Below are 25,110 nucleotides of genomic sequence, written 5' to 3' on the forward strand. Positions count from 1 at the left end.
ATCATGTTGAACAGAAAAAAGTGTTGTGTCTTTAGGGCGAGGCGTATTTATTTTCCTCGTAACCCGGCAAGTGGGAGGATCTCAGTAAGCTTACTCGAGTAAGTTATTTAGGTGATCAGATTAAACCAGCGCACGTGTCACGTGGAGTATGACGAATATATTTTTCATTAAAATAACTATAGCACTGATTTATTTTTTGAAGATTTTTAAAAAATATAAAAATGATAATAAAAAAAATTGATCAGGGTAATTAATTATATTTTTTAAAGACATTTTTTCGTGAAAAGAAAGAACCTTCGTGAAGTAAATTTTTCTTTTCCAGAAAAAACCAAGATGGCCAAGAGAAATTATATACAAATATAATTTCCTCAAATCTTGTGTAAGTAATAGATTTCTTTTGCCAAGAGCAGATACGCCCTTCAAACTATACTTGATGGATATTATATCAAGGAAATCAATAGTAATATCGTGTAGCAAAACCTTCACATAGAAGGGATAATCTTCTAATAATCGATAGCTCTCATCAAAATAACTTAATTCTTCCAATAAAGATTTACGATAATAGGTACAAGAACCAGAAATAAAATTACCATATTTTAAAATATAATCAAGAAGTAGATCTTGATTATCAAATAACTTTATTTCATTTTCTCTCGGCAAACTCGAATATTCCTTACCATCCGCAACAGGAAGACGCCTCGTTGTACACAAAGACACACTGGAATCCTGAAATTTATCAACAATCATATTCACCACATTGTCATCAAAAAATCGATCATCTGCTGAGAGAGGGATAATAATATCTCCGTTACTATTTTTTATTGCATTATTAAAAGAGCAAACTGTACCGATATTAATTTTATTCTGCAATATTTTAAAAGGAAATGGGCATTTTTCCTCAAGAAGAGAATAAATATATTGATAGTCAAAATCTTTGGTTCCATCATCAACAATTAAGTACTCGACCTCTATATTATCGGAAATTTTTTGTTGCGATACAGACTCAATCGCAGGTAATAATTCACACCAATTATTATATGTTAATGTTATTATTGAAATTTTTTGCTTGTTCATAGAGTAAATTCTGAAACCACCTTAATAAATCGAATAGAGGTCGGTATTGCTTCCGCTGTCATCTCATATCACAGTGCACGGAGGCCTATGCTAACGCTGGAGCTACCGTTGCTACTCCACGAGTGGTACAAGCTGAGTTCCCTACCTCCAAGCGAAGATTACGAAACCCCGCAGGTTGACGTAAAACGCTTCCCTCTCATCACCGATCCGCGCATATTTATGCACAGAGCCGCTTTGGATTTTTTGTTTACTGACAATATATTTACCGCGACATGTCTTATTCCTGAAAATAATGCAGCCGTCTCCTTCTTCTGATTCGACAAACTCCTTCCTCAACTACTGCGTCCAAACTCCACTCCAACTTGTTATCTATAGACCGGTGAAATTATATGGCAGATGCGAATTTTCCCACAGATAAACTAGCCAAACTGGCTTCTTAGCATAAGAATACATTTTTCGTATTCTTCCTTTAGCATAACCTCCTTGCCACATAAAATCAAACATCATCCAATGATGACGAATACATGTAAAATATATTCATCGCTCATTATCGATTCCACGTTATATACCTTTTCTTAACTTGAGCGGGGCAACCAACAATAAGAGATTTTTGAGGATATATACTATTAAGATATGATTTTGAACCAATTACAGAGCCACTACCAATTCTGCTACCTGCTGATATAGTTACTCCTTCACTAATCCACACGTGTTCTTCAATAGTAACCGGTAATTTCTTTACACATCCATTTATTTTATGGTTAGATGAATCAGTGATGTAGCACCCCCAAGAAATGATGGTTCCCTTTCCAATAGATATTTCTTTTGAACATATAATTATCGTATTGCAAGTAATGCCGGATAAATCATTTTTATCCTTGCCACCAATATACAATTTAGCCTCTTCCTCTACAATTATTTTTACACCATCCCCAATTAAAAAAGTATTATCAATTACCACCTGTGAGCCATCGCCAAAAGATAGTGTGGAACTTCCATTACCATAAAAAAAACCCTCAAATAATATAGCAATTTTTACATTCGAAATTATAATTGCCTTACTGTTTTTCTTTACTATCACTTTAAAAATATTTTTTGTAAAACACACTTTAGGGAAAAAACTAAATCCAAAAATACGCATACTTAAGTACCAAGAATATGTATACATACATATAAAATCCCCCCATCCCCTAAATGGGCGTTCTTTTACCTTCAAAATAAGCAAATAAAGGAAAAAATGATTTTCCTTATTTTTTTTTATTAATTCTTTAATTTTAACAAAATATCTTTTCATTATTTTACCGCTGCGATGGTTTTATGATAAAAATGATATAAATTGTACATATAATATAGTTAACCAAATAAGCAACATTAGCGCCAATAACACCATATATTGAAATAAAAATATATGATAAAAAAACAAAAAGTATAGAAAAAACAACTTCTGTCAAAATAAAAAATTTAGTTATCCCTCGCGATAGCAGTGGATATGCGTATAACCAACTAATAATTTTCACCACATCACCAATTAATTGAATAGCAAAGAGATCACGAGCAGATCTAAACGCCTCAGTAAATAATAATGTAATTACTAAATCTCGTAAAAAATAAATAGAAAGAGCTAAAGAAATGACTATCGGCAAAATAATTTTAACCGTTTGATTTATCTCATTATTTATTGCTAAAGATCCCTTTAGAGAAGATAATTTAGGTAAGTAATATGTTCCCAAAGCCATCGTAATTACACCAAGATATACTTCAGAAATTTTCCACACAGCCTGCCATTGGCCAGCTTGTTCCCAACCCACCTCAGCAACTAAAATATTGCGGATCAGTACTAAAGATATTGGAACAGTTAAAGCCGAAGTAATAGCCATTAGAATATAAGCACCGATATCTTTACGCTCTTTTCTATTACTTTTACCCCACCAATAACGTAATTTAAACCAGGGCTGATTCAAAGAGGAAATAGTCATAACAAGACCTATAATTCCAGCTTGAAGCGATGCAGCTAACAATGCACCTGTTAGATTATGCTGAATAATCAAACCAATCATGACAGAACCGGAAACAAATACTGAAACAGTCCCTAATAAAATATAACGACGATATTGTTGCTGTCCGTTAATTACAGAATTGATGAGCGTTCCCATTGCCGTAAAAGGGAGTACACAAATAGTAACGGTGATAAGCCAAGCATAGTCACTGCTAAAAAAAAGCCACTGAGAAAGATATTCGCTGAATAATAAACCTAAAGGAATAATTATAGATAATATAATAATTATCCAGCGTAAACATGCATTCCACCATGGTGCACATGCTTCATATCCTTCATTTTTATGCTCCGCAGTGTAACGAACAATACCACTACCCGCTGGTGAATTAACAATGCCATTGAGAGATATAACCATGCTTTGAACTTGTCCTAGCATTGCCATACCCGACGGACCAGTATAAACAGCAACAACTTTAGCGATAACAAATCCCATAGCCATCCTAAACAAAGTCAACATGGCAGTCATTGCCGTAACTTTAAGCAGTTTTTTCATATAGAAAAACCATTAACGACTTTTATTACTAGGCTAACTGCTTCATCGCTCATAGTAGAATCGATAGGTAATGATATAACTTCCTTATGAATCTGTTCTGTGATTGGAAGTGAGAGATCATGAAATTTAGGATAAGCCTGTTGTTTATGTGGAGGAATAGGATAATGAATCAACGTTTGAATTTTATTTTCATATAAATATTTTTGTAATTCAGTACGTTGCTTACATCTCACCACAAATAAATGCCACACATGGGCAGTCTGATACGTTAAAAGCGGTAAAGTTATAAAAGGATTACTAATTTCATGCAAATATCGGTTAGCAATCTCTTGTTTCCGATGTGTTTCTTTATCTAAATAAGGCAACTTCACAGATAGCATAGCAGCTTGTATTTCATCTAAACGACTATTTACACCACAGTAAAGGTTTTCATATTTCTGGTGGGATCCATAATTACGCAATGCTTTTATCGTGCTCATCAATTCATCATCATTAGTCGTAATAGCGCCTGCATCACCTAAAGCACCCAAATTTTTTCCTGGGTAAAAACTAAAACCGGACGCATCTCCCCAGTTACCAGATTTTTTTCCATTAATATGAGCACCATGAGCCTGAGCACTATCTTCTAGTACCAATAGATTATATTCTCTAGCTATACTCATTAGTTCTAGCATAGGAGATAATTGGCCATATAGATGTACAGGTAAGATGGCTTTCGTTTTATCTGTAATAGCCATGCGGACATTATATGGGCACAGATTATAGGTATCTGGGTTAGGCTCAACCAATATTGGAGTTAAGTTATTTTCAGTAATTGCTAAAATTGATGCTATATACGTGTTAGCGGGAACAATAACCTCATCACCATCGGTAAGTTTGCCAAGCTCTTTCCAGGCTCGGAATACAAGAATTAGCGCATCTAATCCATTCGCTACACCAATCACATGTTTTGTACCACAATATTTGGCAAACGACTCTTCAAAATCACTTAGCTCTGAGCCATTAATGTACCAACCAGAATCAATTACCCTTGAACATGCCTCTTTTAATTCATTTTTATATTGTTCATTAATGCTTTTCAAATCTAAAAAACTAATCATTTATATCATCCACCATTTTAATCACTCGAGCAGGGTTACCAATAACAACACTGTTTGGAATGACGTCCCTAGTGACCACAGAACCTGCGCCCACAATACAATTCTCACCTAAAATCAAGCCAGGCAAAATCGTTGCGTTAGCCCCAATTGATGCACCTTTTTTTATTATTGTATCCAAAAAATTTTTAGGGAATTTTTTTGAACGAGGTTTTTTATCATTAGTAAATGTCACATTAGGCCCAACAAAGACATTGTCTTCTATACGCATTCCATCCCAAAGATGTACCCCACACTTTATAGTGACATTATCACCAACAATTACATCATTCTCGATAAAAGTATGGGCGCAAATATTACAATTCGCTCCAATCACAGCATTCTTTAATATAACAGAAAATTGCCAAACATTTGTTTTTTCGCCGATATTACTCGAACTAACATCGCTGAGGGGATGAATAAACATTCTGCTACACCTTAACTAGATCGATGAATTCATCATACTTTCTTATATAATCTGATTCATCATAGAATCTGTCAGCTAATACCATTAGCACACAATCTTCTGAGAAATCATACATTTCTCTCCACACAAAAGATTCAATTAGCAACCCTTGAGCAGGATTGTCTAATAGTAACTCTATCTTTTCATTACCATCATCAAGTAAGAACCGACACGAACCGCGTACAGCTATTGCTACCTGTTTAAGTTCTTTATGTGCATGAAAACCTCGGCTAACATTTTTTTTTGTGCTAAATAAATAATAAACACGTTTAATTTCAAAAGGAATATTGTGATCCTGTTCTAGAGCGATCAAAGAACCTCTATCATCACCATGAGTCTGAAGTTGAATTAATTTAATTTGCATAGAAGGGTTACTTCCTTAGACTAAACACTATTTAAAGCAGTCCGCGTTTTTTGCGAAGGGTGCATTTTTATCTTTTTCAGATAATTGAACTATGCTTAAAGGCCAAATTATATTTAATTCTTGATCATCCCACCTGATACTTCTTTCACTTTGAGGGGCATAATAATCCGTAGCTTTATAAAGAAACTCTGCCGAATTACTCAGTGTAACAAAACCATGAGCAAATCCTTCAGGAATCCAAAATTGACGCTTATTTTCTGCAGATAAATGGACACCAACCCATTGACCAAAGGTTGACGATGATTGACGAATATCTACAGCCACATCGAAAACTTCACCCTCAATACATCTGACTAACTTGCCTTGTGCATGTGGTGCTAATTGATAATGCAAACCTCTTAAAACACCTTGGGATGATTTAGAGTGGTTATCTTGTACAAAATCAACTGAATAGCCTATTGCTTCTTCAAATTTATTCTTATTAAAGCTTTCAAAAAAAAAGCCGCGTTCGTCACCAAAAACTGCTGGTTCAATAATTTTTAGATCGGTAATTTTTGTATCAATGATTTTCATGACTCATCACTTAATTATATAAATGGACATTTCCCAGAGCATTAATCCAATCACTTGGTTTAATGCCAAAGACTTGGTTTATTTTTTCACAACTAAGTTTGGAATAACTAGGTCGCTGTGCTGGGGTAGGATAATCTTGTGTAGTCAATTGAGATAATACAGGCTTATTATTTAAAATTTTCTTTTCAATTGCTAAGTCAAAAATTTTATCTGCGAATCCAAACCAGCTGATATAAGGCATTCCACTAAAATGAAAAGTACCCCAGGCATTAAAATCAGGAGACTGTGTTTTTTCAGCTATAAGGATTAATGCGTCAGCGATATCGCCCGCATAGGTCGGTCCGCCAAACTGATCAGCAACAATACCTAATGACTCACGCTCTTTTCCAAGCCTTAGCATGGTTTTGACAAAATTATTTCCATCCTCACCAAATACCCAAGCAGTTCTTAATATAATATGGCGCTGACATGCGGCAGCAACAGATAACTCACCTTCGAGTTTACTTTTTCCGTATACACTTTTAGGGTCAACAGAATCTGACTCAACATAAGGAACATCGCTTTCGCCATTAAATACATAATCAGTAGAAATGTGTAGTATCGTAGAATCAATACTGTGTGCAGCTTCAGCCAAATATAATGGACCATCACGATTAATCTTGTACGACAGTTCAACTTCCTGTTCTGCTCTATCTACGGCAGTATGCGCTGCAGCATTAATGATCACATCAGGCTTAAACTCTGTAACGGTTTTAAAAACTGCGTCTCGATTTGTTATATCTAATACATCGCGATCAATAGCCAAAATGTCAGTATTGCCAGTTAAGCGCTCGACCAAGCGGGTCCCCACTTGCCCGTGTGCACCTGTAATTAATATTTTCATTTTGGCTCTCAAGAAATAATAGGTTTAAGCAAAGATATCAGATAATTTCCGTAATCATTTTTGAGCATAGGTTCAGCACGTTTGACCAGTTCTTCAGCACTTAACCATCCTTTTCTCCAGGCAATCTCTTCCAGACAAGCAATTTTGAGTCCCTGGACATGTTCGATCGTTTCAACAAAGGAAGATGCCTCATGTAGGCTTTCATGCGTACCAGAATCAAGCCACGCAAAACCGCGCCCTAATAATTCTACATTAAGGCTGCCATCATCCAGATACATTTGATTCACAGCAGTAATTTCAAGCTCACCACGGCTAGATGGTTTAACCGCTTTTGCAAAATCAATTACGCGATTATCGTAGAAATAAAGCCCAGTAACTGCCCAATCTGATTTTGGATTTTTGGGCTTTTCTTCGATAGAAATCACTTTATTGCTACTATCAAATTCTACAACACCGAAACGTTCTGGATCTTTCACACGATAACCAAACACAGTAGCGCCACTACCATGACTAGCAGCCTGAGCAAGGGTGCGAGAAAATGACTGCCCATAGAAAATATTATCGCCAAGGACTAAACAACATGTGTCATTACCGATAAAAGATTCGCCAATAATGAAAGCCTGTGCTAATCCATCTGGACTCGGTTGAACTGCATATTCAATATTGATACCGTATTTTGAACCATCACCTAACAGACGAATAAAAGAACTGCTATCTTCTGGCGTTGTAATAATTAATACATCACGGATGTTAGCAAGCATTAGTGTCGACAGCGGGTAATAAATCATTGGTTTGTCATAAACAGGTAAAAGCTGTTTTGAAACACCAAGAGTAATAGGGTAAAGACGCGTACCTGAACCACCGGCTAAAATAATACCTTTCACTAGTTATCTCCTGAATATAAGCATCTACGAGAGCTGAATTATTCAACGCTCTTACTGCCATATTTTATTATTCTATGAAAAAATTAATCACTATCAAAAATATAAAGTCTACCTTCCTAATAAAAATCATTAATATTAAAAAGCTCAACGCTTAATAAAATTCCGGATATATGTATAACAGGAGAGAGATGGAGGGTAAACATAGTGATTAAAAATAAAATTATTTCTATAGCGCCTGCTAAAAATCTTAGCAGGCGCTATGTAACTGCATTACTTTTCCGACTTATATTCATAAGCATAGTAATTATAGTTACCGTAACCATAATAACTTGCTGCTCGCTTAACTATAGCGTTGAGAATTACACCTTTGATTTCGGCACCATTCTGTTCAAAGCGACGGATACTGACCTCAATTTCTTTTAGCGTGTTAACTTCGAAACGAGCAACCAGCAGAGACGTTCCCGAGTGACGGCTTATGATCGCTGCATCTGTCACAGCCAAGATTGGAGGCGTATCCAACAACACCAAATCATAATGCTCACCTGCCCATTTAATGAACTCCGCAAAGCGGCTATGCATTAATAGCTCTGAAGGGTTCGGCGGCACCTGCCCACGTGGAATAAATTCCATGTTGTCCACAGCGGTTTTGCGCACACTTTTTGTCACATCGCACTGGCCAGATAAAATGTCTGACAGGCCATTGGCTCCATCGGTCCCCATCAACTCATGGGCATAACCTTTACGCATATCGCAGTCAACGATCAGTACGCGCTGTCCTGATTGGGCAATAACAGCCCCTAGGTTGGCACTGACAAAGGTTTTACCGATTGCTGGGCTAGCGCCGGAAATCATCAGTACATTGTTTTTCGCTTCCATCATGGCGAAGTGCAGGCTAGTACGCAGGCTGCGAATAGCTTCAATCGCCAGATCGGCTGGATTGCCTAATGCCAATAAATCCGTCGCTCGCGTGTTGCCTTTCTTACTCTTCTTACCTAGTAAGGCTCGGTCTTTTTTCTGTTGCCATTCAGAAAGTGGCACGCTAGCGTAGACGTTGATACCTAATTCTTCCAGCTGTTCTGGGCTTTCGATGCCTTTATGCAACAGCGTTTTCAGTATGACGAAAGCTGTTGATGCCATGCCGCCCAGAATCATTGCCAGCAAAACAATCAGTGCCTTTTTCGGTTTCACCGGCTTAGGCTGTATTACGGCGTTATCCACGATGCGTACATTACCGACAGTACTGGCCTTGTTAATGCTCAGCTCCTGCTGTTTGTTCAACAGTTGCATATACACTTCTTGCCCTGCCTGTACATCCCGCGTTAAGCGCAAGATCTCCTGCTGGGTTTTCGGCATTGCCCCTACACGTTTATTCAGCTTATCCCGCTCTTGTTCTAACGTTTTACGTTTTTCCATCAGGGCTCGATAAGCGGGGTGTTCGCGGGTATACAGCTTTGAAATTTCTGCTTCTTTAAACGTCAGTTCATTTAACTGCGCTTCAACCGCAACGGTCGTATCCAGCACCGCCTTAGCTTCCAAAGAAAGATCGACCGATTCATTCTGCTGGCGGAATTGGTTAAGCTTGTTTTCCGCGTCATTCAGTGAGCTACGCACATTGGGAAGCTGTTCTTTAAGGAACTCAAGACTTTTACCGGCTTCTTCGGATTTACGCTCTACGTTCTGTTGTAGATAATTTTGGCTAATACTGCTTAATATCTTAGCAGTAAGCACCGGATCTTCGCCTTCCAAGCTAAGCGCTAATACCCCTGTGTCTTTGCCTTTATCTGCTACGCTAAAATTATCCAGCAGGTCATTAATGGCAGTTAACTGATTCAGTTTTTGAATGCGAAAAATGGTACCCAGTTCAGCTTCAATACCACTGACTAATAAGGTAATACCACTGTGATTTTCTAACTGACCGACGCTGCCAGTGAATTTCACGGTATCGCCCGCTTCCACGGCATATTGCTGATTAGCTAACACTTCTAATGACAGCGTTTCATCCTGCCAGGATGCCGGTACATCAAGACGAGACACGGCTATTTTTCCTGGTTCATTGCCCGATAACCGTGCAATACCTTTACCCACTAACGGGAAATATTTTTGCTCAACATCAATATCCAGCGCCAGATCGTTCACCGTTTTGCCAATCACCATGCGGGATCTAATCAGTTCTACTTCAGCAGCAGACTGGGGTTTGGCATCTGGCAACATGCTGGAAATGTCATTTAATAACGAATTACCCGAGCTTTGTTCCACCTGAATCAATGCATCGGCTTTATAAACCGGTGTGGCTAACATGGCATACATAATGCCGAGTACGGTAAACACCGCAGTTACACCAATAATCAACCAGCGGTTATCCAGCAATGTCCCTAATAAACGCCCTAAATCGATCTCATCTGAATTAGTTTCAGATACTTTTACTGAAGTTTTCTCTGTCATCGGATTCTCTGACGATTAACGATTTAACGCCTGCACCCATTTTTGCGCAGACCGCTCAAGTTGTGAGTAAACGAATTCAAATGCTTCGCGGCTTTTACGATACGGATCGGCTATTTCCTGCTGGTTTGACCAGTGCCCGAATAGCATGGTTTTGCCCCGCACTTCTGGCGCAATGCGGCTTACGCCATCGATGTGACCTTTCTCCATCACCAGAATCAGATCGTACTGACGGCATAGCGCAGAGGTTAATTGCTGCGCTTCGTGCCCTTCAAGAGAAAGATCATGATGACTTGCCACCTCGGTTGCCATCGCATCGGCGGGCTTCCCTACCAGTGCGCCTAACCCAGCAGACGCAATTTTTTTCGTCGGCAAAGCCTGTTTCAACAACCGTTCCCCTGTAGGGGAACGGCAGATATTGCCCACACACACCACCAAAATTGAATCAAACATAGTTATCTCTACGGCCAGTTACGAACACGCAACGTCCCTTCGGTTAACTCGTTAAAGCCAGAAATGGTCGGGACCAATTGGCCGATAACACGGTTCCAGCGGACGATCGGTGCAGTAGTCACGTAGACAATGTCATACGGCTGTAGCTGGAACTCGGTCCCCATCACCATTGCCGTGGCATCTTTGGCATTAAGTTGGTAGATGTCTGCCAGTTTTGGACCTTGCATGCCGCGTAACGAGCGGATAACAAAAATGCCCGTGGCATCAGAAAAGGTTTGATCCATCCCTTCAGCATTACCCAGTGCTTCCGTCAGCGTCATGCCGCTGCGATCCATTTTGAGGGTGCTTTGTTTTTTGACTTCCCCCATTACAAAGACTTTCAGATCGTCATTACGGGGAATGTAGAGGATATCACCAGGGTAAAGCAGATGGTTTTGTGAAAGGTCGCCATTTTGCATCAGCGCCTGAAGAGAAAGTCGTTGTTCTTTGCCATTGTGGGTCAACACAATATTACGCCAGTCGGCATTTTCTGTCAGCCCACCTGCTTTGTTGATGGCATCCAACACCGTCAGGGGTACGTTGGTGATTGGTTGTTGCCCAGACGTCGCTACTTCACCTGTCACGTAAGCTTTCTGTGAGCGAAAGGCAGCAATGCTGACATCAACTTGTGGCGACTCTATATATTGCGCTAAGCGTCCCATAATTTGATCGCGCACTTCAGTGACTGTTTTGCCAGCAACGCTGACTTTTCCAATGTATGGATAAAAAATTGTACCATCGGAATGTACCCAGTTACCGGTATCAGCTGCGGTACGGTAGGTCCCTGCTGGTGTTGTCAATTCAGGGTGATCCCACACCGTCACCATGATGACATCACCAATACCGATGCGGTATTCATAACCCTGTAATTCTTTCTCCAAGGCAGGATTAGTCTGCGCTATTAGTGGTTTAGGTCGCATCTTCTCCACTAAATAAGGGGTTAGTGGGTAAACATTGACCAGTTTATCGATATTGAAATCCGCATCTTGCTGTTCAACTACGTTTTTACCGCTAGTAGAAAGGTGGGAACCAGGAACTAGGGTACAACCGCTCAATAGCGCTACCGACACCATCAAGGGCATCAATTTTCGTTTGTGCTTCATCATCCTGTCTATGCCATCGCTCTTGATTGAATATTGCGCAAATCCCTACAAAATAGCTCATTATTATAGAGAATAAGTTATTAGATTAACCCATGGTCTACGGTGTTAAATGCTGACAATTCACCGTTTTAACGGTGTTGTACCATTTTTTTCCACGATCGTTACAGCAGAATGCGGATCGCGAGTGGTTTTCCGAAACCATGTCAACACACGCCATATCCGACTAATCATCCAGAAGTAACCGCAAAAAACCATGAGGAATACACTAAGCATAATAGACTCAGCGATGCCAATACGCTCGCTAAGAATTCCTATCGCTGAAAATAGCATCGCTACAAGAAGAATAGCGACCAGCGCCTGATGCGGAGTAAGGCCTGCGCGCATTAAGATATGGTGCAAATGCTCACGGTCAGGTTTAAACGGGCTATCGCCACGTCGAACACGGCGAACCATAATTGTCACCATATCCATGAGTGGGATAGCGATAAGCCAGAGCGCAGTCACCGGACGAATAACTGCATTTTCACCCTGTGTCGCCAACATCAGTAGCCATATCACCGTAAAGCCGATCAGCGTACTGCCCGCGTCGCCCATGAATACCTTGAATTTACTCCCCCACACTATGCCTAAATTAAGGAAAATATAAGGCAACGTTGCCGCGAGCAGGCACGCGCTCCAGAGCGCTAATTCATTATGGCCACCAAGGTAGAACACAATAGCGAGCGCTCCAAATGTTACGCAGGAAAGCGCTCCCAGTAAGCCATCAATGCCGTCAACCATATTGAAGGCATTGATGGCTCCCCATACGGCAAATAATGTCACCGTGTAGCCAAAGATGCCGAGGAAAAGCTCATATCCGAAGAGAACGTGCCCTAATGTCTCTAAATACAACCCTGCATACATCATTAATCCAGCGACGCCAGCTTGCAGCCCTACTCGGGGTAACACGGGGAGATCAAAACGGTCATCCAGCACCCCAACAGCCAAAAGTGCGGTGGCACAAACCATATAGAGAGAAAAATCGGGTAACCAATTTGGTTGCAAGACGTATAAAACCCATAGGGCAAGATAGATCGATACCCCTCCAACAAGGGGAATATGGCCTTTGTGTTTCTTACGGATGTTAGGTTTATCAACTAAACCCACTTTGATTGCCACTTTTCTAGCTAAGAACAGTGCGGCAAAAGCGCTTAGAAATATCACTATAAATTCTTGCATTTTTACACCATCATCAACCGTTGTATGTTTCTGCACCAGGCACGCTACCGCCCTTGGCTTGTAGCTACCAATGCACTATCAAAATACGGCCCCAGTCCTGTGGTTTACATTTTTAAAGCGTTAAGCTACAGATTTATTATGGTTTTTATTTTAGAGAGAGAGAGTAAACCATCGACGTGCCCCCTCTCGAGCAGCAAGCATACGGCAGTTGACAGACCTGCCATTCCATATCCTCAATGTGAAAGGCAATACTAAACCCAGCCTAAACAACTAACATAGTATTAACCACTCAAGCGGGAGCACAAGGATAAGATGTTTAGGGAGAGGTTTTTTCGGAATAAGACTACGGGTATCCATTGTGTAAAAAACTCCATAAGTATAAAAAATCAACTAAAAGAACAAGACCAGTCTATTTCAGTCATAAAAGCAGCGGTATGGAATGTAAAACCACAGAATTGTGTGGCTATTCGCAACTGGGCGCCATTCTATGCTCGGATACATAGCGTAATCAAATGTTACGACCTGTATCTCTGCTATGCCGCATAAAATTTTGCTTAAGATCTATTACATTATTTTGTAATGTCAGTAACGCCCCCAATATGTTGGGCATAAAAAAGACAAAAACATAACCTAACGTCTGCTAACGCTATCCCATGGTAAAGAATATCCCTGCAAATTCTGGTTCATCTGCGCATGCCCTGATACGCTATCGAGGTTAGGTTCATTTAAAGGTGAAAAAAGAGATATGGAGTGGATCGCTGATCCAACGATATGGGCCGGGTTGACCACGCTGGTTGTCCTGGAACTGGTTCTGGGCATTGATAATCTTATCTTCATTGCCATTTTGGCTGAGAAACTACCAAAAGAACAACGCGATAAAGCCAGAGTCGTCGGTCTGTTACTTGCCTTGATTATGCGACTGGGCCTACTGGCATCCATTTCGTGGCTAGTGTCGTTGACTACCCCCTTCTTCACGTTCCTTGGGCACACATTCAGCGCTCGCGATGTCATCATGCTGGTTGGAGGGCTGTTTCTACTCTTTAAAGCCACCATGGAACTCAACGAACGTCTCGAAGGAAAAGATGAGGGGCAGCAAGCTCAACGTAAAGGCGCTCGTTTCTGGCCGGTAGTCGCACAGATTGTAGTACTGGATGCCATATTCTCACTGGATTCCGTGATTACTGCCGTCGGCATGACTGACCACCTGCTGGTCATGATGTCCGCCGTGACCATCGCTATTTTCCTGATGCTGCTGGCTAGCAAGCCGCTGACCCGCTTTGTCGCTGAACACCCGACCATCGTTATTCTGTGTCTCAGCTTCCTGTTGATGATTGGCTTCAGTCTGGTAGCGGATGCCTTTGGTTATCACATTCCCAAAGGCTATCTCTACGCCGCGATAGGTTTCTCGGTGATGATTGAGATGTTGAATCAGGTTTCTATGTTCAACCGCCGGCGCTTTCTTTCTTCCTCGGTCCCACTGCGCCAGCGCACCGCGGAAGTGGTTTTGCGTATTTTGCGCGGTAACCATGAAGAGGCTGAACTGGACAATCAAACCTCGTCGATGATTGCAGATAACACCCGGGCAGGTCAGGAAGTCTTCAATATTCAGGAACGCCGGATGATAAAGCGGGTATTAGGGCTGGCGCAGCGAACCATCAGCAGCATTATGACGTCGCGGCATGATATCGACTCGGTTGAGCTGGATATTACGCAGGATGCACTCGCCAAACTGTTAACGACCAACCAGCATTCCCGACTCGTGGTCACTGACAGCCACACCTCCGACGAGCCGCTAGGCATCATAAATGTTGCCGAATTACTACAACAGCAGCTAAACCGCGAGCCGTTTAACCCACGTATTCTGATTCGTCAGCCGCTGGTCTTTCCTGAACAGCTTTCACTTTTACAGGCTTTGGAACAGTTTAGAGAAGCGCGAACGCACTTTGCGTTTGTCGTTGATGAATTCGGTTCGATGGAAGGCATAGTGACATTAAGCGACGTGATGGAAACCATTGCTGGCAATCTGCCGCGCGAAGGAGAAGATCGCGATGCGCGCCACAGCATTCAGCAAAATGACGACGGCAGTTGGATCGTAAATGGCTATATTCCACTGGAAGACTTAACGATGTATGTTCCGCTGACGCTGGATGAAAAGCGCGAATACTACACATTGGCAGGGCTATTGATGGAGCACTCGCAGCGGGTTCCACAGGTGGGCGATACACTGTCAATTGATAGTTATCAGTTCACTATTCTGGCAGTGGAAAGTCATCGTATCGTGGAGGTCCGTATCACACCGAACGACGAGCCACAGACTGATTTTGAAGTGTGATGAAATAGGAGCTGGGGGATGACTTATCTGTTCCCTCCCCTGACGGGCAATGCATTGATGTTCGAGCAATCCTATCAGACAATAAGAGAATCGTAGGAACGGGGGCTATGACATGTTCGATAAGATCGTTTTGACACTGAAAAAACAGATGTCCGACATCAAAATTATTTATCTCTTTGGTTCTCAGGCTACAGGCAATGCCAGAGCGGACAGCGACATTGATATCGCCATCATGGCTACAAGAGCACTGGATCCCGTTGAACGCTGGGAGCTATCTAATCAATTAGCAAAGGAAGTAGGTCATGACGTCGATCTGATCGATTTATTGCAGGCTTCAACGGTATTAAAAATGGAGATCGTTCGTAACGGCAAGCTGCTTTATGATGCGGAAACAGCAGCGGGGGAATTTGAAATGACAACACTTTCGATGTACCAGCATCTGCAAAAAGAGCGAGCGGATATCATTCGTAGCTTTAATCAGGATCTAAAAGCATGACAGATATCTTGCTTAACAAAAGCAGCACCATACAAAGATGCCTACGTCGTATTCGTGAGGAATTCGATACTGAGGAAGGGTTTCGTCAAAACTTCACCAAGCAAGATTCCGTCATACTTAACATACAGCGTGCCTGCGAAGCCGCTATTGATATCGCTAATTATCTTATCCGTATCAAGCAGCTAGGCATACCACAAAGTAGCCGCGATAGCTTCGCGCTTCTTGCTGCAAACCAAATTATTACGGTTGATCTGTCTGATAATTTGCAAAAAATGGTGGGATTAAGAAATATTGCCGTGCATGACTATCAGGCGCTCAATCTGGATATTGTCATCCACGTCATTTCTCATCGTTTAAGCGACTTTGAACATTTTATCAAACAAATAGCCCGGTACAGCGACAGCCAGCACCTTTAGAGCACATAGCTTAAAGGTGCTGCTGTTTACCTAATTTCTGCTATCAGGCAGGCACCATAATTTCGGTGGCCACCACCACCACAATCAGCCCAACCAGAACGGGAACTGATGTGCGCTTCACTACCTCGAACGGCGATATTTTCGCCATCCCAGCAACGGCAACGACTACGCCGGATACCGGAGAAATGGTACGGCCCAAGTTGGAAGCCTGAAGCATCGGAATCGCCAGATAAGCAGGGTTGATACCCATTTGTGACGCCAGCTTTGGAATCAGCTCAACAAACGCATAGAACGGCGCATTACCCGAGCCCGTAGTCATCGCAGCCAACATCGTGATCGCAACCAGCACCAACATAATCACCAGCCCGCCGCTACCGAATGACTGCGCAAGGCCAATCAGACCGCTGATAAAGCCAATAGTGCCAAGCCCCTGGGCAAAGACACCCGCTGCAACCAACAGGATGACGACGCTAGAGAAGGCATCGGCCATCCCACGGTAAGCCATATCCAGCCCATCAAACACTTTTTGCGCACTGAACGAACGGACAAATTCCAGCGCCGCGGCCAGCACCATACAGATAACCAGTACGGTGATGATATGCAGTTCCGGCCCCCATTTGCCATCAAACACCAGCACCCCCATGATCGGCGTAAACGGCAGAATGGCGTAAAAACGCGGGGCATCCGTCTTGATCTCGCTGACATCCAGAATCTCATGGCTAACATTCGCTTTGTTATCCAGATAGCGCTGCCAGAAGAAATGCGCGACGGCCATACACACGATCGCCATGATGGAAATAGGCAGCGTGGCCTTAAAGGCAAAATCCACTAATTTCATCTGTGATGCCTGTGCAGCAAGTACCACGTCGCCCGACGTCGGTGACAGGATCAACGCCACAGGGGAAGCACAGATTGCGGCAGCGGCACCGCGGCTAATACCGACGTTCACCATGACGGGGAACAGGGTTGCCATCAACAGTACACCGAGTCCCGTGGCCGATGACACCGCCAACGACATCAAACAGGCGACAAAATAGGCCGCGATCATCAGTAAGTAAGGTGAGTTAATCATTTTCAGCGGACGGGAAACCAGCTTCACGACAACATCATTGGCACCAATGTGCGTCATATAAGCCGCAAATCCACACAGCACCATAATCATCATGCCGAGATCGCCACCGCGGCTCATCAGCAAAATTTTTACGTATTCAACAATATCTGTTGCGCTCCAGCCTGTCGCCTTCGCACTGGCTGGCAATACGTTTTTCCCCAGCATGGCACTGATTGCCAAAAGTAAGAGGCCACCTACCAGCAACACGCCAGTCGCGGAGTACCCTTTTATAATGTAACGACCAACCAGAATCGTTACAGCAACACCAATCAAAAGTTCGAGCATAGTGGGTTTCGATACCTGAGTAATAAATTATCTGACAGACATTCCTCGGCAGCGGAATAGCACCGCACCGAAAATAGGGAGCGAAGTTTACTGCTTTAGAAAATAAAAAAAGAGAAAAATATTAACATTCGGCGTTAAAAAAGAGACACCGAGCACAAAGCCAAGCTGGGGAAGGATGACAGATTAAGGGAAAGCATGAGGGAGAAGCTGCCGGTTTGCTGACAGGAATCAGCAAACCGGCTAAAAGCGCAGCATGTCAGACAATTAAAGACGATCGAGGAGTTGCTTCAGATCTTTGCCCTTCTGGCTTTGCTGATTTTGGCTGGCCCAATCATTCAGGCGTTTCTTCAGCTCGTCCTGCAGGCGTTTACGCAGCAGTTGATCCACCTGCAATTGGTAATTCAATTTATCCCACTCGCCATAGACGCGTAACGGGATTGCCGTGTTTTTCAACACGCTGACCAGTTGCTCATCTCCCTGCCACCCTTGCGTGATAGAGACATTCAAATTGACATCACACGTCTGGGCTGGCAAATCGAATTGTCCAACACCGCTTAGCGACAGCAGCTCTGAGCTGCCAGTGAGATCGGTAAGACGTAACTTACCCGCATTCAGTTGTACTTTCCCAGTCAGCTGTTGCAGTTCGGTATAGCGCTCGTAGCGCTCTTGTCCTCGGACATTCCCATTGCTACGCGCGACAGCCATCTGCACCATTTGCTGGATATTCAAACCCTGTAGACGAACGTTATTGCCTTGCAGCGTCGCCGTCCCCTGCCACTGCTGGAGCAACGCAGGTAGCGCAAAGCTATTGCCGCTGAACTGCCCTGCCATCGACAATTTCCCACTGACCGTCTCGGCGGGCAGCGTAAACACAGTCATCAGTTGAGACAGTTCAACATCCTTGAGCTCCGGCCGTAGCATGATGTTGGTTGATGAATTCGTCACAACTTTACCGAGCAATGAGAAATATCCACCGCCCAGTTCACCGCTCAAGGCAGTAACATCCAGCAGCCCCAACTGATTGTCTGCCCGTAGCGTAAATTGGCGGACATCGAGCCCACGATAGACCAGCGTCGCGACCTGTAGCGACAGACTCGCTGTGAACGTCTTTAAGCCGTCTTCTGGCTTGGTTAACCCACTTTCATTTGAAATGACAGGAGCTGATGATTTAGCTGATACGACAGCGGCATTGTTCTCTTTCACCGACGCGATCCCTAGCAGGGAATCCAAATCCAGCTTCTCAGACAACAGATCCAATTCATAGTGTGGGATATCCCCCAGCGTCACGCTACCGGCTCCTGACAGTTGGCTATTATTGGTATTGAGTGAAAGCTGGCTAAACGTGATTTTTTCAGGCTGCTGTTGATAACTTGCCTGAACACTCCCCGTTCCACTGATACCGTTTGCCGGTATTCCTGCCCCCTGAAGTTGGTAATCCAGTTTGGTAATATTGGCATTAACCTGCTGAGGGAAATGCAGCAAATCGACATCGGCGGTAAGTGAGAAGGCAATGTCGCGCTGATCGCGATTGATGCGGCTTGATAATTCAATGTTGACCTGGCGGTCGCGGTTCTGCTCCATAGCAAGATTAATATCACGAACATTAATCTGTTCATTCTTGCTACGTTGCAGAATCAACAGGCTATCAGCAACTTTTATCTTATCGATATCCAGTCGCCAGCGCCGTTCTTCGGATGGCGTCTGCGATCCCGCCGGGGCAATGGGCGCATTGTTGGCCTGCTTGGCTTCACTTTCCGGCGTCAGGCGAATAATGGCCCCTTTAAGCATCACCTGTTTTACGGCCAGCTTGTGTGACAGTAGCGGCCACAGTTGCACATCAAGGCGCATATTCTCAGCGCTAATAATTGGCTCACTAGAGCCCGGTGCACTTAATGACATACCACCAGATAAAATACTCAGCTGCGGCCACACGTGCCAGCGCAGATCGCCATCCATATGAAGACGATAGCCGCTACGTTCCTCAACCTGCTTCACCATGTAAGCGCGGAAGTCATTGGGATTAACTAGTACGACCAAGGCCGTCATTCCTGCCACCAACACCACAAGCAGAATTGCCAGCGTCGTCAGAAATCTTCTCATGCCATCCTCATTGCGAAACGCACGGCCACCTGCGTTTTACTTTACAGGCCTGTCGCCAGACACTTAGTCTTTATCGATCCGGCTCGCTACCGCACCCTGTTGATCTTTATATTTGGCATCCTGACGGCGGTTGTAAGGACGAGCAGCCGGTCCGGAAAGCGGTTCAAAACTCAGAGCGCCAATCATCATGCCGGGGCGTAGCGCCAACGGCAACTTACCTGAATTATAGAACTCCAGCACAATTCTTCCTTGCCAGCCTGGATCAATACGGTGTGCGGTGACGTGAACCATCAATCCCAGACGGGCTAGCGAAGAGCGACCATCCAACCAGCCAACCAAGTTATCCGGCAGCGTAACGGATTCAAACGTCACGGCCAGCGCTAATTCTCCCGGGTGCAGGAAAAACGCCTCACCTTCAGGCAAATTGATTTCATCACTCATGACGCGATCCAGCGATGCGCTGACTTCATCTTTCGGGCCACTTAAGTCAATGAAGGCCGCAGTATGTCCGCGGAAGACGCGAAACTGATTTCCCAGACGAACATCAACGGTCGCGCCACTGATCCTCTCAGTAGGCGGACGGGGTGTAATCACCAGTCGGCCATCATCCAGCCAGGCTTCAATGTCACGGTCACACAGTCTCATCTTATTCTCCATTCGACGCCGGTATCTATCAGATAAACCTCATCTACCCGTCATGCTTCACGTTGCCTCCACGTTAGTGATGCAACACGGATTATCTAGGGTATCGACTACTCAAAAAACTGGCTTATCTTGGCTTTCAAAATATCAATCGCAATACGGTTTTTCCCACCGCGCGGCACAATAATGTCGGCATACTGCTTAGAGGGTTCAATAAATTGCAGGAACATCGGGCGCACGGTCTTTTGATACTGTTCCATCACAGAATCCATTGAACGACCGCGCTCATTAACATCACGACGCATACGGCGCAGCAGGCAAATATCCAGTGGCGTATCGACAAAGATAGAGAAATTCATCTCATTACGCAGGCGTACATCCGTCAGCAACAGGATACCTTCCAGGATAATGACCTTTTTCAGTTCAATATGCACGGTTTCCTGTTTACGGGTGTGCTCAACATAGCTGTACTGTGGAACTTCGATCGCCTGACCCGCTTTCAGCATCTGCAAATGCTTGATTAGCAGACTGTGATCCATCGAGCTTGGATGGTCATAGTTGGTTTTTACCCGCTCTTCCATGGTCAGGTGGCTTTGATCTTTGTAATAACTGTCCTCAGATATCACCCCGATATGCTGATCACCAACCTGATCGCGCAATTCACGATACAAGGTGCTGGAAATAAGACTTTTACCCGAAGCGGACGCTCCCGAGATCCCGATGATGACGCACTGGTGAGACTGATCAGTCATGGTATTAACGACCTGATTAATATAAAAAAGGAGAGGGGATGCGCCAACAGGCGCTTTGACGCGGCAATTATAGGGAGTTAGCCCCTTTCACGCCACACTTTCCGCGTATTGCATCAGGGGAAATAAGGCGCTGACACATTCAACAAGCCGGGACCATGCCCGGCATTCATAGGAGCGTTACAGCGCTCATAGGAGCGTTACAGCGCTCGGAAAGATATTTCACTGGGGATAACGCTGCCCTGCCAGTAGGCCTGAGCGGCAACCTGCCCAGCCAGTTCACGGTACAGGGAAGTGAACTCACTGTCCGGCTGGCTGACCACCGTTGGCTCGCCACGATCAAGATCTTCACGCAGGGAGATATGTAGCGGAAGCTGACCTAACAGGGAACAGTGATATTTTTCCGCCAGCTTCTGAGCACCGCCCGTGCCGAAGATCGGCTCCAAATGACCACAATTGCTACAAATATGTACGCTCATGTTCTCAACAATACCCAGCACGGGCACGCTGACTTTTTCAAACATCGCGATACCCTTCATGGCATCCATCAGCGCGATATCCTGTGGCGTCGTCACGATAACCGCGCCAGTGACAGGAATACTCTGCGCCAGCGTCAGTTGGATATCACCCGTACCCGGCGGCATATCTAATACCAGATAGTCCAAATCCGGCCAGAGGGTATCCTGCAACAGCTGCAATAATGCCTTGCTGGCCATCGGCCCGCGCCACACCATAGCGTTATCGTCCGTCACCAGATAACCAATCGAGTTGGTTGCCAGGCCGTGCGCGATAATCGGTGCCATATGTTGGCCGTCCGGCGAGGTTGGGCGCTCACTGGCCGAGCCCAGCATGGTCGGAATGGAAGGACCGTAGATATCGGCATCCAGAATGCCCACATTGGCACCTTCAGCCGCCAATGCCAGCGCCATGTTGACCGCCGTACTGGATTTGCCGACGCCGCCTTTCCCGGAACTGACGGCAATGATGTTTTTCACGCCCTTCACACCGGCCTGATCGTTAACCCGGCGCAGCGTAGCGATATCGTGCGTTAAGCGCCACTCGACCGCCTTTGCGCCTGATAAGCGTAATAGCTCATCGCTAACCGTTTCTTTTAATACGGCCAACCCGCTCAGCCAGACAAACGGCATCGTCAGGTCGATGTGCAATACGTTATCCAGCAGCGCACAATGGCGCAGCGCATTCAATGTCGTCAGGTTATTTTTCAGTGTCGGGTGCTGAAAAGTAGATAAAACCCCGGTGACCATCGCACGCAGTGCTTCAGGACGCTGTTCGGGGACTGTCGCGTTCATTCCGGCTCCTTGAAATTCTCATATTTGACCGTTGAGACCGTGTACAGCATACCAGAGCCATAACCGTCTGACGCTCTTCGGCGTCAAAAACGTGGAAACGCCACGCAAATTAAAATCTGCCATGTGGTTTCCTGCCGTTTTTACTCACGCCAGCGGTTTACGCAGCAAGGCGCTATCGGTTAACATCGATTTCCCTCTATTCACAAAAGAAAGCAAGTTCCTCATGACTCAAGTCGCAAAGAAAATCCTGGTAACGTGCGCGCTGCCTTACGCTAATGGTTCGATCCACCTCGGTCATATGCTTGAACACGTTCAGGCCGATATTTGGGTTCGTTACCAGCGAATGCGCGGCAACCAGGTTCACTTCATCTGTGCGGACGACGCCCACGGCACGCCAATCATGCTGAAAGCACAGCAGATGGGGATTGCGCCAGAACAGATGATTGCGGCAATGAGTCAGGAACATCAGCAGGACTTTGCCGGTTTCAATATCAGCTATGACAACTACCACTCCACGCATAGCGAAGAGAACCGTGAGCTGTCAGGCCTGATTTATGGTCGTCTGAAAGAGAACGGTTTTATTAAAAATCGCACTATTTCGCAGCTGTACGACCCAGAGAAAGGCATGTTTCTGCCGGATCGTTTTGTCAAAGGCACCTGCCCGAAATGTAAGGCTGCCGACCAATACGGCGATAACTGCGAAGTCTGTGGCGCGACCTACAGCCCTACGGAGCTGATCGAACCAAAATCAGTGGTGTCTGGTGCTACGCCAGAGATGCGTGAAACAGAACACTTTTTCTTCGATCTGCCCGCATTCAGCGAGATGCTGCAAGCCTGGACGCGCTCCGGCGCATTGCAGGAGCAAGTCGCTAACAAGATGCAGGAGTGGTTCGATTCTGGTCTGCAACAGTGGGACATTACCCGCGACGCACCGTATTTCGGTTTTGAAATCCCCGATGCACCGGGCAAATATTTTTACGTCTGGCTGGATGCGCCAATCGGCTACATGGGTTCGTTTAAGAATCTGTGCGACAAGCGTGGCGATCTGAATTTTGATGATTTCTGGAAGAAAGACTCCGACGCGGATTTGTACCATTTCATCGGTAAAGACATCGTTTATTTCCACAGCCTATTCTGGCCAGCTATGTTGGAAGGCAGCGGTTTCCGTAAACCGACGAACCTGTTTGTGCACGGCTACGTCACGGTCAACGGCGCCAAGATGTCTAAATCACGCGGCACCTTCATTAAAGCGGGCACGTACCTGCAACATCTGGATGCCGATTGCCTGCGTTATTACTACGCGGCAAAACTGTCTTCTCGCATTGATGACATCGACCTCAATCTGGAAGATTTCGTTCAGCGCGTGAATGCTGACATCGTTAACAAAGTCGTGAATCTGGCATCACGTAATGCCGGTTTCATCACCAAGCGCTTTGACGGCAAACTGGCGGACAAGCTGGCCGATGCCGAGCTGTACAAAACCTTCACCGATGCCGCTACCAGCATTGCCGAAGCCTATAGCAGCCGTGAATCCGGGCGAGCCATTCGTGAGATCATGGCGCTGGCGGATCTCGCCAACCGCTATGTTGACGAACAAGCGCCGTGGGTTGTGGCGAAAGCAGAAGGTCGGGATGACGACCTGCAAGCTATTTGCTCAATGGGCATCAACCTGTTCCGCGTACTGATGACCTACCTGAAGCCGGTTCTGCCTTCGCTGTCCCAGCGGACAGAAGCATTTTTGAACACAGAACTCAGCTGGGATGCTATCGCTACACCGCTGCTGAGCCATCAGGTTAGTCCATTCAAAGCGCTGTTCAACCGCATCGATCTGGATAAAGTTAATGCGATGGTTGACGCGTCTAAAGAAGATATGGTCGCCGCGCAAAAAGTCGTCTCCGGCCCGCTGGCAGACAACCCAGTGCAGGACACGATTAACTTTGACGATTTTGCCAAAGTCGATATGCGTATCGCACTGATTAAGCAGGCTGAGTTGGTTGACGGTTCTGACAAACTCTTACGTCTGACGTTGGATCTGGGCGGTGAAACCCGTCAGGTCTTCTCCGGCATTCGTGAAGCTTATCCCGATCCGGCTAAGCTGGAAGGCCGTTTAACCGTGATGGTCGCCAATCTGGCACCGCGTAAAATGCGCTTCGGCATATCAGAAGGTATGGTGATGGCAGCCGGCCCCGGCGGGAAAGATATCTTCCTGCTGAGCCCAGACAGCGGCGCTCAGCCGGGTATGCAGGTCAAATAACCATCACATGAAGCCGGATTCTTATCCGGCTTTTTTTTTGCAACAATTCCCTCATAAAACCCCGCGTATTCCTCTTCGACTGGCTCGTCACGCCACATTATTTGTAACCATGAAATAACAAATTCGTTATGCATTACAATATACAGCGAATAAAAAACATACCTCTTTATAGGTGTTATGGGGGTTTAAATACTTAAATTTTGATTTTGCGCAAAGCCCACAGTTTGTGTGTTG

Annotated in this window: 22 protein-coding genes; 4 read left to right on the top strand and 18 right to left on the bottom strand. The window is 44.7% G+C overall.

Annotated features, from left to right (window positions below; all coding sequences use genetic code 11):
• Positions 1–189 precede the first annotated feature (189 nt).
• From K7X24_RS11490 to wecA, 13 genes are all read right to left on the bottom strand, one after another.
• A complete protein-coding gene (locus K7X24_RS11490; RefSeq protein ID WP_224555013.1) occupies positions 190–1,074 on the bottom strand; it encodes a glycosyltransferase in 885 nt (294 codons plus the stop codon).
• Between the two features lie 547 nt (positions 1,075–1,621).
• Positions 1,622–2,368: an acyltransferase gene (locus K7X24_RS11495; RefSeq protein WP_224555015.1), complete on the bottom strand. Its 747-nt coding sequence runs from the start codon at positions 2,366–2,368 to the stop codon at positions 1,622–1,624.
• 4 nt (positions 2,369–2,372) lie between these two features.
• Positions 2,373–3,623: an O-antigen translocase gene (locus tag K7X24_RS11500; RefSeq protein ID WP_224555017.1), complete on the bottom strand. Its 1,251-nt coding sequence runs from the start codon at positions 3,621–3,623 to the stop codon at positions 2,373–2,375.
• Positions 3,620–4,723, bottom strand: a complete 1,104-nt coding sequence (locus K7X24_RS11505) for a DegT/DnrJ/EryC1/StrS family aminotransferase (RefSeq protein WP_165707546.1) — start codon at positions 4,721–4,723, stop codon at positions 3,620–3,622. The genes K7X24_RS11500 and K7X24_RS11505 overlap by 4 nt, the downstream gene beginning before the upstream one ends.
• Positions 4,716–5,186 (bottom strand): acyltransferase, encoded by a 471-nt coding sequence (locus K7X24_RS11510; protein WP_224555019.1) that lies wholly within the window; start codon positions 5,184–5,186, stop codon positions 4,716–4,718. Before K7X24_RS11510 ends, K7X24_RS11505 begins: the two co-directional genes overlap by 8 nt.
• 4 nt (positions 5,187–5,190) lie before the next feature.
• The gene (locus K7X24_RS11515; protein WP_039492590.1) at positions 5,191–5,589 is read right to left on the bottom strand and encodes a sugar 3,4-ketoisomerase; all 399 of its coding nucleotides are present in this window, start codon (positions 5,587–5,589) and stop codon (positions 5,191–5,193) included.
• Positions 5,590–5,616: 27 nt separating this feature from the next.
• Positions 5,617–6,162 carry a dTDP-4-dehydrorhamnose 3,5-epimerase gene (gene rfbC, locus K7X24_RS11520; protein ID WP_165707548.1) on the bottom strand — a complete coding sequence of 182 codons (546 nt, stop codon included), beginning with the start codon at positions 6,160–6,162 and terminating at the stop codon, positions 5,617–5,619.
• A gap of 10 nt (positions 6,163–6,172) precedes the next feature.
• Positions 6,173–7,045, bottom strand: coding sequence for a dTDP-4-dehydrorhamnose reductase (gene rfbD, locus K7X24_RS11525; RefSeq protein ID WP_224555020.1), 873 nt, complete (start codon positions 7,043–7,045; stop codon positions 6,173–6,175).
• 8 nt (positions 7,046–7,053) lie between these two features.
• Positions 7,054–7,929: a glucose-1-phosphate thymidylyltransferase RfbA gene (gene rfbA, locus K7X24_RS11530; RefSeq protein ID WP_039473800.1), complete on the bottom strand. Its 876-nt coding sequence runs from the start codon at positions 7,927–7,929 to the stop codon at positions 7,054–7,056.
• Between the two features lie 270 nt (positions 7,930–8,199).
• Entirely contained in the window at positions 8,200–10,371 is a 2,172-nt protein-coding gene (wzc, locus tag K7X24_RS11535; protein WP_224555022.1) for a tyrosine-protein kinase Wzc, read from the bottom strand.
• A 15-nt stretch (positions 10,372–10,386) separates the two neighbouring features.
• Positions 10,387–10,821, bottom strand: a complete 435-nt coding sequence (locus tag K7X24_RS11540) for a protein tyrosine phosphatase (protein ID WP_116164283.1) — start codon at positions 10,819–10,821, stop codon at positions 10,387–10,389.
• Positions 10,822–10,829: 8 nt separating this feature from the next.
• Positions 10,830–11,966, bottom strand: a complete 1,137-nt coding sequence (locus K7X24_RS11545; RefSeq protein ID WP_224555024.1) for a polysaccharide export protein — start codon at positions 11,964–11,966, stop codon at positions 10,830–10,832.
• A 117-nt stretch (positions 11,967–12,083) separates the two neighbouring features.
• Positions 12,084–13,181: a UDP-N-acetylglucosamine--undecaprenyl-phosphate N-acetylglucosaminephosphotransferase gene (gene wecA / locus K7X24_RS11550; protein ID WP_224555121.1), complete on the bottom strand. Its 1,098-nt coding sequence runs from the start codon at positions 13,179–13,181 to the stop codon at positions 12,084–12,086.
• A gap of 745 nt (positions 13,182–13,926) precedes the next feature.
• Here wecA and K7X24_RS11555 point away from each other — a divergent pair.
• The 3 genes from K7X24_RS11555 (at position 13,927) to hepT (ending at position 16,425) form a co-directional block, all read left to right on the top strand.
• The gene (locus K7X24_RS11555; protein WP_224555026.1) at positions 13,927–15,513 is read left to right on the top strand and encodes a TerC family protein; all 1,587 of its coding nucleotides are present in this window, start codon (positions 13,927–13,929) and stop codon (positions 15,511–15,513) included.
• 112 nt (positions 15,514–15,625) lie between these two features.
• A complete protein-coding gene (mntA, locus tag K7X24_RS11560; protein WP_224555028.1) occupies positions 15,626–16,009 on the top strand; it encodes a type VII toxin-antitoxin system MntA family adenylyltransferase antitoxin in 384 nt (127 codons plus the stop codon).
• Positions 16,006–16,425, top strand: a complete 420-nt coding sequence (hepT, locus tag K7X24_RS11565; RefSeq protein WP_039535340.1) for a type VII toxin-antitoxin system HepT family RNase toxin — start codon at positions 16,006–16,008, stop codon at positions 16,423–16,425. The genes mntA and hepT overlap by 4 nt, the downstream gene beginning before the upstream one ends.
• Positions 16,426–16,468: 43 nt before the next feature.
• On the opposite strand, the gene dcuC is transcribed toward hepT, so the two are convergent.
• From dcuC to apbC, 5 genes are all read right to left on the bottom strand, one after another.
• Positions 16,469–17,821: an anaerobic C4-dicarboxylate transporter DcuC gene (gene dcuC / locus K7X24_RS11570; protein ID WP_224555030.1), complete on the bottom strand. Its 1,353-nt coding sequence runs from the start codon at positions 17,819–17,821 to the stop codon at positions 16,469–16,471.
• Positions 17,822–18,085: 264 nt separating this feature from the next.
• Complete coding sequence (gene asmA, locus K7X24_RS11575; RefSeq protein ID WP_224555032.1) at positions 18,086–19,921, bottom strand: outer membrane assembly protein AsmA; 1,836 nt, start codon at positions 19,919–19,921, stop codon at positions 18,086–18,088.
• Positions 19,922–19,984: 63 nt separating this feature from the next.
• Positions 19,985–20,566 carry a dCTP deaminase gene (gene dcd, locus K7X24_RS11580; RefSeq protein ID WP_224555034.1) on the bottom strand — a complete coding sequence of 194 codons (582 nt, stop codon included), beginning with the start codon at positions 20,564–20,566 and terminating at the stop codon, positions 19,985–19,987.
• 107 nt (positions 20,567–20,673) lie between these two features.
• Complete coding sequence (udk, locus tag K7X24_RS11585; RefSeq protein WP_224555036.1) at positions 20,674–21,315, bottom strand: uridine kinase; 642 nt, start codon at positions 21,313–21,315, stop codon at positions 20,674–20,676.
• A 197-nt stretch (positions 21,316–21,512) separates the two neighbouring features.
• Positions 21,513–22,622, bottom strand: coding sequence for an iron-sulfur cluster carrier protein ApbC (apbC, locus tag K7X24_RS11590; RefSeq protein ID WP_224555038.1), 1,110 nt, complete (start codon positions 22,620–22,622; stop codon positions 21,513–21,515).
• Positions 22,623–22,845: 223 nt separating this feature from the next.
• On the opposite strand from apbC, the gene metG reads away from it, so the two are divergent.
• A complete protein-coding gene (gene metG, locus K7X24_RS11595; RefSeq protein ID WP_103861072.1) occupies positions 22,846–24,876 on the top strand; it encodes a methionine--tRNA ligase in 2,031 nt (676 codons plus the stop codon).
• Positions 24,877–25,110: the final 234 nt, after the last annotated feature.

The sequence above is a fragment of the Pectobacterium versatile genome, assembly GCF_020166435.1.
Lineage (GTDB): Bacteria > Pseudomonadota > Gammaproteobacteria > Enterobacterales > Enterobacteriaceae > Pectobacterium > Pectobacterium versatile.

Excerpts from the sequence above, each read along its gene's own strand:
- K7X24_RS11490 (WP_224555013.1), bottom strand. The coding sequence starts at position 1,074 with ATGAACAAGCAAAAAATTTCAATAATAACATTAACATATAATAATTGG.
- K7X24_RS11495 (WP_224555015.1), bottom strand. The coding sequence starts at position 2,368 with ATGAAAAGATATTTTGTTAAAATTAAAGAATTAATAAAAAAAAATAAG.
- K7X24_RS11500 (WP_224555017.1), bottom strand. The coding sequence starts at position 3,623 with ATGAAAAAACTGCTTAAAGTTACGGCAATGACTGCCATGTTGACTTTG.
- K7X24_RS11505 (WP_165707546.1), bottom strand. The coding sequence starts at position 4,723 with ATGATTAGTTTTTTAGATTTGAAAAGCATTAATGAACAATATAAAAAT.
- K7X24_RS11510 (WP_224555019.1), bottom strand. The coding sequence starts at position 5,186 with ATGTTTATTCATCCCCTCAGCGATGTTAGTTCGAGTAATATCGGCGAA.
- K7X24_RS11515 (WP_039492590.1), bottom strand. The coding sequence starts at position 5,589 with ATGCAAATTAAATTAATTCAACTTCAGACTCATGGTGATGATAGAGGT.
- rfbC (WP_165707548.1), bottom strand. The coding sequence starts at position 6,162 with ATGAAAATCATTGATACAAAAATTACCGATCTAAAAATTATTGAACCA.
- rfbD (WP_224555020.1), bottom strand. The coding sequence starts at position 7,045 with ATGAAAATATTAATTACAGGTGCACACGGGCAAGTGGGGACCCGCTTG.
- wzc (WP_224555022.1), bottom strand. The coding sequence starts at position 10,371 with ATGACAGAGAAAACTTCAGTAAAAGTATCTGAAACTAATTCAGATGAG.
- K7X24_RS11540 (WP_116164283.1), bottom strand. The coding sequence starts at position 10,821 with ATGTTTGATTCAATTTTGGTGGTGTGTGTGGGCAATATCTGCCGTTCC.
- K7X24_RS11545 (WP_224555024.1), bottom strand. The coding sequence starts at position 11,966 with ATGATGAAGCACAAACGAAAATTGATGCCCTTGATGGTGTCGGTAGCG.
- wecA (WP_224555121.1), bottom strand. The coding sequence starts at position 13,181 with ATGCAAGAATTTATAGTGATATTTCTAAGCGCTTTTGCCGCACTGTTC.
- K7X24_RS11555 (WP_224555026.1), top strand. The coding sequence starts at position 13,927 with ATGGAGTGGATCGCTGATCCAACGATATGGGCCGGGTTGACCACGCTG.
- mntA (WP_224555028.1), top strand. The coding sequence starts at position 15,626 with ATGTTCGATAAGATCGTTTTGACACTGAAAAAACAGATGTCCGACATC.
- hepT (WP_039535340.1), top strand. The coding sequence starts at position 16,006 with ATGACAGATATCTTGCTTAACAAAAGCAGCACCATACAAAGATGCCTA.
- dcuC (WP_224555030.1), bottom strand. The coding sequence starts at position 17,821 with ATGCTCGAACTTTTGATTGGTGTTGCTGTAACGATTCTGGTTGGTCGT.
- asmA (WP_224555032.1), bottom strand. The coding sequence starts at position 19,921 with ATGAGAAGATTTCTGACGACGCTGGCAATTCTGCTTGTGGTGTTGGTG.
- dcd (WP_224555034.1), bottom strand. The coding sequence starts at position 20,566 with ATGAGACTGTGTGACCGTGACATTGAAGCCTGGCTGGATGATGGCCGA.
- udk (WP_224555036.1), bottom strand. The coding sequence starts at position 21,315 with ATGACTGATCAGTCTCACCAGTGCGTCATCATCGGGATCTCGGGAGCG.
- apbC (WP_224555038.1), bottom strand. The coding sequence starts at position 22,622 with ATGAACGCGACAGTCCCCGAACAGCGTCCTGAAGCACTGCGTGCGATG.
- metG (WP_103861072.1), top strand. The coding sequence starts at position 22,846 with ATGACTCAAGTCGCAAAGAAAATCCTGGTAACGTGCGCGCTGCCTTAC.